At 51.8% G+C, this 14334-nt stretch carries 8 protein-coding genes; 5 read left to right on the top strand and 3 right to left on the bottom strand.

Annotated elements, in window-relative coordinates; all coding sequences use genetic code 11:
* Positions 1-59: 59 nt before the first annotated feature.
* Both ACFSUS_RS15645 and ACFSUS_RS15640 read right to left on the bottom strand, forming a co-directional pair.
* Positions 60-1223, bottom strand: coding sequence for a chromate transporter (locus tag ACFSUS_RS15645; protein WP_381524142.1), 1164 nt, complete (start codon positions 1221-1223; stop codon positions 60-62).
* A gap of 63 nt (positions 1224-1286) precedes the next feature.
* Positions 1287-2183: a chromate resistance protein ChrB domain-containing protein gene (locus tag ACFSUS_RS15640; protein ID WP_381524140.1), complete on the bottom strand. Its 897-nt coding sequence runs from the start codon at positions 2181-2183 to the stop codon at positions 1287-1289.
* Positions 2184-2235: 52 nt separating this feature from the next.
* Here ACFSUS_RS15640 and ACFSUS_RS15635 point away from each other — a divergent pair, with 52 nt between their 5' ends.
* From ACFSUS_RS15635 to ACFSUS_RS15620, 4 genes are read left to right on the top strand one after another with little or no spacing between them, the layout of a single operon-like run.
* Entirely contained in the window at positions 2236-3132 is an 897-nt protein-coding gene (locus ACFSUS_RS15635) for an SAM hydrolase/SAM-dependent halogenase family protein (protein ID WP_381524139.1), read from the top strand.
* Positions 3133-3154: 22 nt separating this feature from the next.
* A complete protein-coding gene (locus ACFSUS_RS15630; protein ID WP_381524137.1) occupies positions 3155-4915 on the top strand; it encodes a hypothetical protein in 1761 nt (586 codons plus the stop codon).
* A gap of 26 nt (positions 4916-4941) precedes the next feature.
* Entirely contained in the window at positions 4942-5880 is a 939-nt protein-coding gene (locus ACFSUS_RS15625) for a glycosyltransferase family 2 protein (RefSeq protein WP_381524135.1), read from the top strand.
* Between the two features lie 26 nt (positions 5881-5906).
* Positions 5907-6668, top strand: coding sequence for a class I SAM-dependent DNA methyltransferase (locus ACFSUS_RS15620; RefSeq protein WP_381524134.1), 762 nt, complete (start codon positions 5907-5909; stop codon positions 6666-6668).
* A 105-nt stretch (positions 6669-6773) separates the two neighbouring features.
* On the opposite strand, the gene ACFSUS_RS15615 is transcribed toward ACFSUS_RS15620, so the two are convergent.
* The gene (locus ACFSUS_RS15615; RefSeq protein ID WP_381524132.1) at positions 6774-9533 is read right to left on the bottom strand and encodes a glycoside hydrolase family 2 protein; all 2760 of its coding nucleotides are present in this window, start codon (positions 9531-9533) and stop codon (positions 6774-6776) included.
* A gap of 290 nt (positions 9534-9823) precedes the next feature.
* On the opposite strand from ACFSUS_RS15615, the gene ACFSUS_RS15610 reads away from it, so the two are divergent.
* Positions 9824-13981 carry a hybrid sensor histidine kinase/response regulator transcription factor gene (locus ACFSUS_RS15610; protein ID WP_381524130.1) on the top strand — a complete coding sequence of 1386 codons (4158 nt, stop codon included), beginning with the start codon at positions 9824-9826 and terminating at the stop codon, positions 13979-13981.
* Positions 13982-14334: the final 353 nt, after the last annotated feature.

Raw genomic sequence — 14334 nt, 5'->3', positions numbered from 1 at the left:
TTACTCTCTCACCAACGTCTTTAACTACGCTCAAGGACTCACTACCGGTCCGGTATCAGCTATGGTTGAAACGCCTTTATGAGAACCCCCAACACAGCCGCACCGAGAATCAGGTATGGCTCGGGAAGTTTCTTGAACCGCCACAACAACAGTCCCGACAGCAACGCCAGCCCAATGGCGAATCCATCAGTTAACGAACGCAATCCAAGAATGACAACTGCTCCGGCAATGGCCCCAACGGCAGCGGCAGTAACCCCCTCCACAAACGCCTTCAACGCAGGCAGTTTACCGTAGCGTCGAAAATACGGCGCTGGTAATACCGTCAGCAGGTAACAGGGCAAAAACGTGCCCAGGGCCGCTACGCACGCCCCCGGAAACCCTTCGACCAGGTAGCCGATGAAACCAACCGTAATCACCACCGGCCCGGGCGTAATCATGGCGACCGCTACCGCGTCCAGAAATTGTTGCTCATTGAGCCAGCCGTATTCCTTTACAACCCCGCTGTACAGAAAAGGAACAATGGCCAGCCCGCTCCCGAACACGAAAGCACCGGCTTTGGCGAAAAACAAAGCAAGGGAAGTCAGGTTGACCGGCAATGAGGTTGTGCTGACCTGCGCCAATAACCCAAAAGCAGGGGCAGCCACGGCCTTCGTGGTCAAGAAGCGCGTTCGGGGTGGGGCTTTCACGAGCCAGACCAGTGTACCCGCTCCCAGAAACAGCCACATGTTCTCATCCTCCGTCCAGACGGTCAGCCCCGCCGACACGCCAAAAATTCCCCATAGCAGCCAATCCTGCCCCAAAGACTTATTAGCCAGTTTGTGCGTACTGATGGCAATGATGCCAATAACGGCCGCCCCCACACCGTAGAAAACGGCCTGCATACCCGGCAGCCCTTCAAAATGAACATAGGCCCACCCCAGGGCAACCACCATCAAGAAAGAAGGCAGCACAAAGGCGATTCCTACTAACGTAGCGCCCAGGATTCCGTAGTGTACGTAGCCCAAATAAATGGCCAGTTGAGCGGCCAACGGCCCCGGTGCCAATTGCGCTAGTGCCAGGCCTTCTTTGTAGTCCTCGTCTGAAATCCAGCGTCGATGCTCAACCAGGTCACGGTGCATATACCCGACTAACGCAACCGGGCCTCCAAAACCCAGGGTACCGAGTCGCAGGAAATAGATAACAAGCTCACGAAGAGAATAGACAGGAGTGACACCGTTGCTCATAATAGCCTACTATATTAAAGGCTACAATGCTACAACGTCTGCCCGAAGTAGGATAGAACAGAATTATCTATTTGTCTGTCCTTTACCTTTCCCGGCGTTTTTTCGGTACTCCGAAGGGCTCAGACCGGTAAATTTCCTGAAGATTCGGGTGAAATGACTTTGGTCGGAGAAGCCGGTGAGGTAAGCAATCTCAGCCATCGAGTTCTTCGACGTTTCGAGCAGCTGAATGGCCTTTTCAATGCGGAGCTTACGAATGTATTCCCCGAACGAGAGGTTATCGAAGTACTTGGCGAACTCACGCGACAGGTACGTCGGATTAACCTGCAGCTCGTCGGCGACCGCTTTCAGGCTCAGGGTTAAATTGGTATCGACGTGATCCTGAATGATGGTTTCGAGCTCTGATTTCCAACTGGGCAGCTTCTTTTTTCGGCCCGGCGGCTGAATGTATTTGTTAAAAACCTGGAGTAATAAATTTTCATTGGGTTGCTGCAGGTGTTTTTCGTGTTGCAGGTGCTTGGCCCAACTGTACAGTGCGTCGTAAATCATCATGCCTTTTTCCAGCAGTTTATAATCGTCTTTCGTGTTGAAGGCCAGTCCCGCCGAGATGGCCCACAAACCGGCAGCCTGTTCGGCCAAACTATGGTTGTCAGTATCGGCCCCGCGAATGATGGGCGCTAGGGTGTGCAAGGCAGAATCGTTTAATTTGTACTTTTTCAGAAAGTAATCGAATGTGCACTCGCTGCCGTAATGCGAAAACTCGGTGTCAGGAACGTCGAATGGAGTGGCCCCTAAAGCTGCGGCTTTGGTCAGCACCTGGTCGGCGGGCACGAAAATGATTTCGGCCGACGAGTCGATGAAGCGCTTAATCAGCCAGGGGCAGGCGATTCGGTCAATCTTGGGGCGTTCGCGGGTAATCCATTTCATAAAGCCAAGTATACGCTTTCCCGCCGTAATGTCCATAGTTGCTCGTCCTGTTCGATTAGTTGATCTTTGTAACGAATACTCTTTACCTATGCGTAACCTGTACAAACTCAGCATTTTCTTACTCCTTACCGCCACGCAGCCAGGCTTTGGCCAAAACGGTATTGTTGTGTTTCAGTCTGACTTTGGCCTCAAAGACGGGGCCGTCTCGGCCATGAAGGGAGTGGCTCTGGGCGTATCGTCGGAGTTAAAGCTGTTCGATTTAACGCACGAGATTCCGGCTTATAACATCTGGGAGGCTGCTTACCGGCTTTACCAGACAGCGCCTTATTACCCGGCAGGTACGGTATTCGTGTCGGTATGCGACCCTGGCGTAGGCACCGAGCGAAAATCAGTGGTGTTGCAAACCAAGTCGGGTCATTACTTCGTGACACCCGACAACGGTACGCTCACCCTCATTGCCGACCGCTTAGGCATTGGGGCGGTTCGTCAGATCGACGAGACCACCAACCGACTCAGGAATTCCGACGAATCGTACACCTTCCACGGCCGGGATGTGTATGCTTACACGGCGGCCCGGTTGGCTTCGCGCACGATTACTTTTGAGCAGGTTGGCCCTACCCTACCCAATGAGGTCATGCGGCTTCCTTACCAGAAAGCCGAGGTAATCGGCGCAACGATAAAAGGGAATATTCCAACGCTCGACCCACAGTACGGTAACATCTGGAGCAATATACCCCGTTCTCTTTTTCAGCAACTAGCCGTGAAACCGGGTGGTACGGTCCGGGTGCAGGTTTTTCACGACAAGAAAAAGGTTTATGACAAACGCGTCCGGCTGGTAAACACCTTTGGCGAAGCGCCTTTAGGAACAGACGTTGCCTATTTCAACAGTTTACTCAACTTTTCGCTGGCTGTTAACCAGGGCAATTTCTCCCAGAAATATAAAATACAGAGTGGGGCAGATTGGCAACTTCAGGTAAGCCAATAAACCTGAACCAAGACGATCCATTATGAGGCCCATTATTCACTATCAGGGAGACGTGTACCAGGGGCTACGGGCCTTCGTGCTCAGCATAGGTCCTTTTGCTGGGCTGATCTGGTCGGTGCTTGGCGTAGTGTTTATCCTGCTGCTCGTGTTTGGTGCGCTCTATCCATATTTATACGCGGGTTCAGCCGCCCGAAAGTTGCCCGCAGGACAGGGGATCTCGTCCGCTTTTCCGGCATTACTTCTGGTTGGCTTATTTGTGGTAAGGCTACCCGCGCTGGGCTTTGATGAGCTGAACGTTGATGAAAGTCAATGGATTGCCAGTGCCGCCACACTGGTCGATGATCCCCGCTTTTACGAATCGGTCGATGGAACTACGAGTGGCCCGTTGAATGTGTACCCGTTGCTGTTGATCCACTACCTGGGTTTAGGCATTGATTACGCCACCATCCGATTAGTGGGCTTGCTTCTGGTCGTGTTACCTGTCACGGCCTTGTTGTGGGCTACGTTTCGGTTACTATTCGGTCAGACTACGGCCCGACTGGCCATGCTGCCAGTTGCCATTGGCTTTGGGGTCAGCAACCATCGGGATACGCTTGCGTTCAACAGCGAGCACTTCCCTACTCTACTTCTGGCCCTGGCCCTTTACCTATCGGCCCGTTTGTGGATGAATCGGTTGTCGTGGATTGGCTTATTCGCTCTAGGTATCATTTTAGGATGCGTTCCGTTTACCAAGTTGCAGGCAACCCCCTCAGCATTCGTATTGGCGGCTGGAGTCGTAGTTTTACTAGGGTCATCCCAGCGTTGGTGGTCTGTTGGCTGGCTGCTGGCGGGTGGACTGCTCCCTAGTCTTTTGCTCATCATTTACCTGTGGCAACTCGACGCCCTTACTTATTTTTACCAATCGTACATTGTGTCTAATCTGGGCTATGCCCAAACGGGTAGCTACCACCGGGGTATCACAAACTGGTGGCGTAAGCTCACTTTTCTGGCTCCTCGTCTGTACGGCTCGGTTGCCTCAACCCGGTTCTTTTTTGGCACGCTCCCGCTTGTTGTTGCTGGGGGAATTTGGCTGGCCCTGAAACGCCACCTGCCTCCCCGCCAGTTAGGCTTATTTAGCTTTTCGTTGCTTTGGTTCATCGTAACGGTGTATGCCACTTTGCAGCCGGGTAATATCTTTGAACATTACCAGATACTGGCTTACGTGCCGGCTTTTTGGCTGGCAGGGCATGCGTTATCGGTTTTAACAGGCAATAGTTTACCCACCCGGCTTCCCGTTTGGCTTGGGGCGTGGGTTTGTCTGTCGGTACTGATGCCCGGTCTATACCTGGCCATACAGCGTAACGCTGGCATAACCAGCCTAACTACGGCTACTCCACCTCTCTTTCATCCAGCTGTTGTCAGGGCGATCAAAGCCGTTAGCCAGCCCAACGATAAAATGATTGTCTGGGGGTGGTACAACCGGCTGCACGTCGATACGGGCCTGTTGATGGGCACTCGCTTTATTCCGTTATACTACCCCCTCCTGCCCGGCGACCAGCAAGCTTATTATCTCAACGTTTTACGACACGATCTGCGGCTCAACCGGCCGGTGGTTATTGCCGACGTATCGGCCCTGCGCGCCGAAGAAGCCCAGCAGAAACCAGAACGTTATCCACTCATCTGGAATGTGATTCGGAACGAATACCAGTTGAAAGCAACGCTGGACTCGGTGCGTATCTTCGTCCGTCGCGACCGATCTGCACCAGTGGCAACTAGCTCGTCATCCATGTACCATCGAAACTGATTAGCTTTACGCGCCGTATCCATTCCATGCACTTATCCGTCGTTATACCCGTCTACAACAGCGAGCGAACCATTAGTCCATTGGTCGATCGTCTACAGGCGTGTCTGGCCGAGAAAACGTTTGAAATTGTTTTGGTAAACGACGGTAGCCCCGACCTGTCCGAAGCCGTTTGTGAAGAACTTGCCGATACGTATACCAATGTTCAATTTGTGTCGCTTCGCCGGAATTTCGGCGAGTTCAATGCCGTCTTGTGTGGCCTAAACTACAGTCGGGGGCGATTTGTGGCCATTATAGACGACGATTTTCAAAACCCACCCGAAGCGATTCTGACACTGCTTCAAACCGCCGAAACAGGTGATTTCGACGTAGTATACAGTCGATACGAGCAAAAGCAGCACCACTGGTTTCGCAACTGGGGCAGTCGTTTGGTCAATACCCTGACCACGTACTCGCTCGGTAAGCCACGTGATCTGTACTTGTCGAGCTTTAAACTTATTCGGCGAGAGGTCGTCAACGAGATCATCCGCTACCGAGGCCCCTACCCATACATTGACGGACTGATTTTTCGGGTAACTCGCAATGTGGGTAGTGTTGTTGTGCCACACAATGCCCGCTCAGAAGGTCGCTCAAACTATACTGTTCGTAAGCTAGTATCCCTCTTTCTGAACGTGTTTATTGGCTATTCACTCTGGCCGATCCGGTTGTTTACAGTGATCGGCGCGACTCTGTTCGGACTAGGTCTGCTGAGTGGGTTGGTGTGCGTAATAAGTTGGCTCTTACTAGATTTCGCTATCACTAGCTGGGCCATCGTGGTGTGGGCAATCCTTACCGGGCTGGGAATACAGCTGTTATTCCTGGGCGTATTGGGCGAATACCTGGGTAAGTTGTTCATGGCTCACAGTGGCCTGCCGCCCTACGTGGTGAAGCTTGAAAAGCCTCAAACGAAACTAATGTCCTCTCGCTAATCGCTATTCTGGTCAGTTCCTTTCCCATGATCGACAAACGTGACGAATTTGGAAAAATGTTTCGGCTCGAACAACGGCTGTGGTGGTACCGGATCCTGCACGAATCCGTCGAACGCGCCTTACTGAAACAGTTCGGCTCGCGTCGGGACATTGCCATTTTAGATGCCGGTTGCGGAACGGGCGGCCTGCTTGATTTCCTGCGTCGGCGGGGTTACAAACACCTGCGGGGTATCGATGGCTCAGCCGATGCCGTCGCTTTTTGCCACGAGCGCGGTCTAGACGTTACGTTAGTCAACCTCAACGAGCTAGCTTCCGTTACGCCCCAAATCCAGTACGACGCCATTGTTTGCAACGACGTATTTTGTTATTTCGACGACCCGGCCCTGCACCAGCTAATATACCAACTGGCCCTTCGGCTGAAGCCAGGCGGTTTGCTGATTAGCAACAACAACGCCTTTAACGTCTTTCGTGGTCAGCACGACATAGCAGTCGGCAGCATCCGCCGGTTCGTCCTTGCCGACTTCGAGCGCCTGGCGCCAATAGCCAATTTGCAGATTTTGTCCAGTACCTACTGGAGTCTGGCCCTCTCTCCGTTAATTTTACTGATTCGGCAGTGGCAAAACTGGCAGCTACGCGCCGGGTGGCGAAGTGCTGACCAGCCCGCTTCAGACGTTTATTTCCCCGGCGAATGGGTTAACCAAACACTTTATAAGTTGGTACGTGCCGAGCAACAGTGGCTTCCCCAAGCCCCGTTTGGTAGCTCACTGTTCGTGACGTTCAAGAAATAAGGGTAGTCTTACTATTGTATGGGTAAGCGCACCGTATAAGCATATAGAAGCCGTGCTACGCTATCAGTCTTTAGACATAGCACGGCTTCTGTACGGAGAAAAAACTTACTTGAAGTTAAAGTATAGTACGCCCTGCTGCGTGTCGAGCCCACCGTTGGCAAACATCAGATTCGATTGGCTCTGGGGACCAAGTACCGACGGCTGCTGAAATTTGGTGCCGATGGCGGGAATACCATGCATGAACGAAATGCCACCCGCGGGGAAGCCAGGCACCGTGTTAGCATTGTTAGCCGCCTTAGGCGACGTCGGTGTCAGCATCCGCAGGAACAGATTATCGCTACCCGACAACACGGTAAAGTCACTTTCTTTGGTTTGAACACGCGCCCCGTAAAAGTTGGCGTAATAGCCTTTGAACTCCGGATAATCCCACCGTTCACCGGTTATCCCATCATTATACGGTTTGGACCAGAGCCCCAGTGTACCACCTTTCATTCGGTTTCGCCAGACACGGTAAGGACCTTTCCCGAGCAAATTCATCCCCGTTACGTTCGCTTCCGGGTAATCAAATGTAATACCCATGAACTCCATTGTATTGTCGGGTCGGTATTGGTACGCCAGTTTTAACCACCCCGACGGATACAACGTCCAGCTGGCTTTGAATCGGTTCTTACCATCGTAGGTTAGTTCCACTACGTGGGTACCCAGCGTATCGTAGTGCCGCAGGGATTTAAATTTGGCTTCGCCGTCAATCAGGACCGGTCCGTTCTTTAACGAAACCGTTTTATTGCCGTTTTTAGCGCTTTCCAGCCTTCCTGTTTTCTTGTTGAGCACAATGTCTACCCCAGTTGCACTCAGTGTCAGCTGGTCTCCCTCCTCCCGAGCGGTCACGGTACCCGTTCCGGCGTTCATCAGCCGTTTGGCCACCTGTTCAGGCGACGAGACAGGCCACGACCAGGTGTTAATCTCGCGGCCGTAAGGATCGCGAGCGGTGACGTAGAGAACGTCGTACTGCGCCCAGGTCGTCGGCAAAGGTACCGTCAGCGTACCGTTTGTTTGGGGTTTAATGTCGGGAGCCGTCAAACTCCCCGCCAGCACGGTTGTATCGGTGGCGTTCAGTCCCGTGAACTTCTTCAATTTCCAGCGGAACGTGCAGCGATTCAGATTGGTCTGATAAAACCGATTTTCGACGGGAAAGCGGCCATCAAAGTTGGCCGTAATGAATCGTTTGGGAAAGAAAACCGGCGACCAGATTTCTTTGATGGTATAAAAGCTTCCTTCTTTCTCGCGATAGGGCCCCACAATCCCGTCCGCGCCCGAATTCCCTTTTGTGTCCAGCTCGCCCCCCTTGTCCGTTCGAACAATACCCTGATCGCAGAAATCCCACAGAAAACCACCCGCCGACTGCGGACTGGCCCGCATCAGGTTCCAGAAATCGTCCAGACCCGCGCCGTGCCCGCCATCGTATAATCCGTGTAAGAACTCAGTAGGAAAAAACACCTCACGTCCGTTGAAGAACGTATTTAGGCCGTAGTTGTAATTAATGTAGTGCTTTGTATTCGTTCCGTAGCGGTTGAGCCAGGGGTGAATGATCGGCCGTTTCTGAATATCGTAGCGCGGATAGTCGGGCACGAGATTGAAGTTGAAACCGCCTTCGTTGCCGTTTGCCCACATCACAATGGAGGGATGATTTACATCGCGCACAATCAGCTCCCTGACCAGTTTCCGACCCACCTGCGTGTCATAAGGTGGATATTGCCAACCAGTTAACTCGTCGATCACAAACAGGCCCAGCGAATCACAAACTTCCAGAAAATGCTTGTCGGGCGGATAATGTGACATCCGTACGGCATTCATGTTCATGTCCTTGATCAGGTTAACATCCTGAATGCTCAACTGCCGATTCGTGGTGCGCCCCGTTGTGGGCCAGAACGTGCCCCGGTTGACGCCCCGGAACATAACTTTCTGCCCATTCACGTAAAAGCCGTCTTCCTCGCGTAATTCGACCGTCCGAAAGCCAAAGGTTTCCGTCAGCGTATGCAAGACCGTCGTTTTGTTTTTCAGACTGACCTGCACCCGGTACAGATTCGGAAACTCGGGCGACCAGAGCGCCGGGCTTGCAAATCGCCCCCGAAGCCGGACGGCCGTATCGCCCGGCTGGATAGTAGCAACCACTGGCTGACCAACGGCTTGCCCGCGCCGATCGGTTACCCGGGCCTCTATCGTAGCGGCTGCTTTTAATCCGTCGGCAAATACGTCCATGGCAAACGATCCGTCGGCTTTAGCATCAATGGCAGTTCGTTCAATACGTTGCTGCGGGAAAGCTTCCAGCGAAACCGGCCGAAAGATGCCACCGAACACCCAGAAATCAGCACCCCGTTCGGCTTCGTTCACGCTGCGGTTGGCCGATATCTTACTCACCCGTACATCCAGCTGATTCGACTGCCCAAATTTTAACAGTGGTGTTACGTCGTAGCGAAATTGGTAGAACCCACCCTGGTGTACGGCCCCGGCCAGCTGACCGTTAATTTTCACTTCTGTGTCGGTCATGGCACCGTCGAACACGATAAAAACGCGTTTCTGCTGCCAGTCTGCGGGAACGGTGAATGCATGCCGATACAGACCTACTTCCAGCGAATCTTCTTTCTCGTTGCCGTAATGATACGTGCCAAATCCCTGCAGTTCCCAATTCGACGGCACTGGAATGGTAGTCCACTTGCCGCTGTTACGGCCGCTTGTGCATTGAAAGTCCCAGTTGACGGTGTTATCCTTACCTGTTCCGGAGAGATACCTGATTTGAGTTTTCTGAGCCAGCACCTGATGCGCCAGCAGTATACACAGGAGCAGATTGCGGATTGTAACTTGCATAAAATTAAGCTGAATGATTAGATACGTTGAAGAGGCCAAAATAGTCCTGATTTTTGAATATTTTTATAAGTTAATGGCCCGCTGATTTTTTATGACTGATGCGATTTCTCACGATTTAATTCAATAATCTACCTGGAAGAGCCAGGCATTCATTTTAGAAGTCAGGGTAAATCATAGTAATCATAAAAATCAGCGGCCGATCGTAAGTAAGTATTCAAAAGATTATCTTTTACTCTTTTCAACGTACTATTAAAATGCTACCGATCTAACGTATGGGTAGGCTGGTTTTTGTGAAGTATAAAATAGTATCGCTTTTCTTTATTTTCTGGGGTTGGACATTGGCTGTTCTGGCTCAGGCCTTGCCTTACTCCTTTTTCCGGCTAACCACCGAGCAAGGGCTATCCAATAATCAGGTTAACAGCATAACCCGGGACAGCCGTGGGTTTTTGTGGATCGGTACGATGTCCGGCCTGAATCGGTACGACGGCTATTCGTTTCGGGTGTTTCGGCACTCGCTCCGCGACTCAGCATCTATTCCCAATAATTACATCAATCGGCTGTTTGAAGATCCGCTGGGGCGAATGTGGGTAAAAACCCGGGTTGGCGATGCCGTGTATGACCCAGTCACCGAACATTTTCACCGGAATGTACGGCCCTTCTTACAGGCCGTTGGACTGCCCATAACCACAACGTTCAACAGCGCCCGTAAAGATCGGCAGGGCAATTATTGGCTACTAACGAGTAATGGGTTGTATTACTACCGAACGACCACGAAGCAGATCGAGGCCGTGCATCATCGCCCCAAAGTTACCAGTACCCCCGCCGATAACGACCTGACTGCCTTACAGGAAGACAGCCGTGGGGTTATATGGCTTGTTCATCGGTCGGGTCTGTTAGAAAAGCTAGATTCCCGAACGCATCGGGTAACGTACCGCTCAGAGGCATTACGTCAGGAAAACAAACGGGAGCTGCACGAATATAAGTTGATCATTGATGCCGATAATGATTTGTGGCTCCACGTGAACGATACGGATAAAGGCGTCTTTTTTATCAATACAAAGACGAATCAGTTAACCCATTTTCAGCAGAACGCGCGCCAGACGCCCCTCAACAGCAATCTGGTTCGCGACATTACGCAGGATGAACAGGGTATGATCTGGATCGGTACCGACCACGGGGGAATTAACCTGATCGACAAAAAGACATTTGCCGTTCGTTACCTGTTGCACGACCCAACCGACGAGACGAGCCTGAGCCAGAATAGTATCTACGATTTTTACCGCGATTCCGAGGGCGTCATCTGGGTAGGCACCTACAAACAGGGAATCAGCTATTACCATAAAAACAGCGTACGGTTTCCGCTGTATCGGCATCGGGCTTCGGACCCCGGCAGCCTCAACTACGACGATGTCAACCGGTTTGTTGAAGATGCTAAAGGCAACCTTTGGGTGGGCACCAATGGCGGAGGGCTGAGCTATTTCGACCGCAGCACCAACCGCTTCACCCCATCGGCGGCATTTTCTAAAGTGGCTGGCCCCAAAAGTGTGATTGTCAGCTTACTCATCGATCACGAGCAAACGTTGTGGGTAGGCACCTATTACGGTGGACTTTATGCCATTAAAGGTAACCAGGTAACCACGTATAAGCATGATCCGGCCAATCCGGCCAGCATCGCCAGCAACAACATATGGGAGATCTTCGAGGATCAGCGACATGACCTGTGGATTGGTACGCTTGACGGTGGTCTGGATCGATTCGACCGTCGTCAGAACCGATTTTACCATCACCGCTTTGCCGACCGCACGTCTGTTTACTCAGACTATATCTCATCCATCATGCAAGACCGGGCCGGTAATTTGTGGTTCGGTACGGCCAATGGCATCGATGTGCGGGACAGCCGCTCAGGGCGCTTTCGGCATTACGCCAACTACAATAACGACCCTAAAGGCTTAAGCAACAATAACATCACCTCCTTGCTGGAAGACAGCCGGGGCATTATCTGGGTAGGCACCAATGAGGGATTGAACTTTTTCGACAAGGCGACCGGCACATTCTTTGCCCTTCGGCAGGAAGACGGCCTCCCCGACAATACCATCCTGAGCCTCATTGAAGACGCCAACCAGGCCCTTTGGATTGGTACACCCAATGGCCTGTCTCAGCTATCTGTGCGCCAAAACCAGGCCGGTCAGAAGACTTTTGTATTCAAAAACTACGACGAAGCGGACGGCTTGCCGGGACGGGCCTTCAACGAAAGTGCGGCTTTTAAAACCAGCCGTGGTGAACTGGTGTTTGGCGGCCCGAACGGCTTTACCATCTTCCGCCCCGAAACCTTCCGCACCCAAGCCCGGCGCCCTCCGGTAGTACTCACCGATCTTCAGATCTTCAACAACTCGGTCCGGCCCGGCCAGGAAGTTGACGGCTCGGTACCGCTTACCCAATCCATTACGGAAAGTCCGGCCATTACGTTAACGCACCGGCAAAACGTGTTCTCCATTGAGTTTGCGGCTTTGAACTTTGTGCATCTCGAAAAAAACAAGTATCAGTATAAGCTGGAAGGCTTTAACGACGACTGGCTCACCGCCGACAACCGCGATCGGAAAGCAACCTTTACCAACCTGAATCCCGGCGATTATGTGTTTCGGGTACGGGTTTCAAACAATAACAGCGGCTGGAACGAGGATAGTATTCGCCTGCCGATCACAATTTTACCACCCTTCTGGAAAAGCGCCTGGGCGTATGTGCTCTACGCCTTGTTTATCATTGGCGTTCTGCTACTGGCCCGGTGGATTCTGCTGGAACGGGCGCGGCTTAATTTCCAGCTAGAGCAAGACCGTCGGCACGCGCAGCAGATGCACGAATTAGACGAAATGAAGCTCCGGTTCTTCACTAATGTCAGCCATGAGTTCCGTACGCCTTTAACACTCGTTATCAGCCCACTGGAGCAGCTGATCAAAAAAGATGACGTTCCTGCTGGTCAGCAGCGGCAGCTTCAGCTCATCTACCGCAATGCCAAACGATTGCTCAATCTGGTTAATCAGCTGCTGGATTTTCGCAAAATGGAGGTGCAGGGGCTAACGCTACGCCCAACCCGTCAGGACATTGTGGCTTTTTGCCGGGAGATCTTCTATTCCTTTTCGGACCTATCGGAGAAAAAGCAGATCCACTTTACCTTCGACTCCAACGTGGCTGAGCTTGAAACGGTATTTGACCAGGAAAAGCTGGAGCGTATTCTGTTCAATCTGCTTTCCAATGCGTTCAAATTTACCCCTGAGCACGGTAAGGTAGCCATCACCCTGCATCTGCCCGCTGTGGCAGCGCAGCCCGCCGAAAGCAGCGAAAACCAGTGGTTGACGATACAAGTTACAGACACGGGTATTGGTATTACCCCGGCGCAGCAGGACAAAATCTTCGAGCGTTTTTTCCAGAGCGACCTACCAGACACCCTTATCAACCAGGGTAGCGGCATCGGATTAGCCATTACTAAAGAATTTGTGCAGCTGCACGGCGGCACCTTGTCGGTTGAAAGTGAACCTGACCGGGGCAGTACGTTCACGATTCGATTACCGGTTCGGACGGAATCCGAGTTGGCGGCCCTTTATCAACCCGTTCGGGAAACGGTTGAACCTACAGAACCTTTCGTTGTAGCCGAGGCTCCACCGGTTAAAAGCGCCGGTAAGAAACCGGTGATCTTGCTTGTGGAAGACAACGAAGATTTTCGCTTCTACCTGAAAGATAACCTGAGTCGCCAGTATACGCTGCTGGAAGCGGCAAACGGCAAAGAGGGTTGGCAGCTGGTGCAGTCGCACCTGCCCGATCTGGTCGTGAGCGACGTTATGATGCCCGAAATGGATGGCATCACCCTCTGTCGCCGAATCAAAGCCGACCGGCGAACCGCTTACATACCCGTCTTGCTGCTAACGGCCCGCTCGGCAGAAGAACAGAAGCTGGAAGGCTTCGCCACCGGAGCGAGTGATTACATCACCAAACCGTTTAACGTCGAGATTTTACACGCCCGAATCAGGAACCTGATTGCTCAGCAAAACCTACTCCTTAAAGCACTCCAGCCCTCCATGAACATTTCGCCGGGGGAAGTAGAAGTTACGTCACTGGATGAAAAGCTGATTCAGAAGGCATTAAGTATTGTGGAGAAAAACATGGCGAACCCCGACTTTTCGGTCGAAGAGCTAAGTCGCGAACTAGGCATGAGCCGTGTTCACCTTTATAAGAAATTACTGGCCTTAACGGATAAATCCCCTATCGAGTTTATTCGCACCATCCGAGTACGTCGGGCCGCCCAGTTGTTGGGAAAAAGTCAGCTGACGGTGGCAGAGATAGCGTATCAGGTCGGTTTCAATAACCCCAAAAACTTTACGAAGTATTTTAAACAGGAGTTTGGCGTGATTCCCTCACAATACGCTACGGAGAAGCAGAAGGAAACCACCGAATGACAAGTTAGCTGGCAGTCACCGCTGTACGTTAACAGATCATCGGTTGGGACCTCTCGGATAAAAAAACGGCTTAAACGGCCGAACCTACCTTTATTTAACAAATTAGCCCCTACTTATTAACAAATAACTCCGTTTTTAACTACGCCAACGCATTACTTTTGATCCAACTAAACATAGGTTTTATACTACTGTTTGTAGCGTTTGACTGAATACGCACTTATATTGACTATTCCTTCCCTTGCCTTCGTTTACTATTTAGTTATCAGAAACTTTCTACTCAGCGGATACTCGAAATACTCCCTCGATTTTTGGGAGCATTTCGAGTATTCAGCATTGTCCGCTTTCTTTACGTG

Source organism: Spirosoma soli, from assembly GCF_042684525.1.
Lineage (GTDB): Bacteria > Bacteroidota > Bacteroidia > Cytophagales > Spirosomataceae > Spirosoma > Spirosoma soli.
The sequence above is the reverse complement of the archived record's forward strand: the minus strand, read 5'-3'. Positions and strand labels throughout refer to the sequence as shown.

Excerpts from the sequence above, each read along its gene's own strand:
- ACFSUS_RS15645 (WP_381524142.1), bottom strand. The coding sequence starts at position 1,223 with ATGAGCAACGGTGTCACTCCTGTCTATTCTCTTCGTGAGCTTGTTATC.
- ACFSUS_RS15640 (WP_381524140.1), bottom strand. The coding sequence starts at position 2,183 with ATGGACATTACGGCGGGAAAGCGTATACTTGGCTTTATGAAATGGATT.
- ACFSUS_RS15635 (WP_381524139.1), top strand. The coding sequence starts at position 2,236 with ATGCGTAACCTGTACAAACTCAGCATTTTCTTACTCCTTACCGCCACG.
- ACFSUS_RS15630 (WP_381524137.1), top strand. The coding sequence starts at position 3,155 with ATGAGGCCCATTATTCACTATCAGGGAGACGTGTACCAGGGGCTACGG.
- ACFSUS_RS15625 (WP_381524135.1), top strand. The coding sequence starts at position 4,942 with ATGCACTTATCCGTCGTTATACCCGTCTACAACAGCGAGCGAACCATT.
- ACFSUS_RS15620 (WP_381524134.1), top strand. The coding sequence starts at position 5,907 with ATGATCGACAAACGTGACGAATTTGGAAAAATGTTTCGGCTCGAACAA.
- ACFSUS_RS15615 (WP_381524132.1), bottom strand. The coding sequence starts at position 9,533 with ATGCAAGTTACAATCCGCAATCTGCTCCTGTGTATACTGCTGGCGCAT.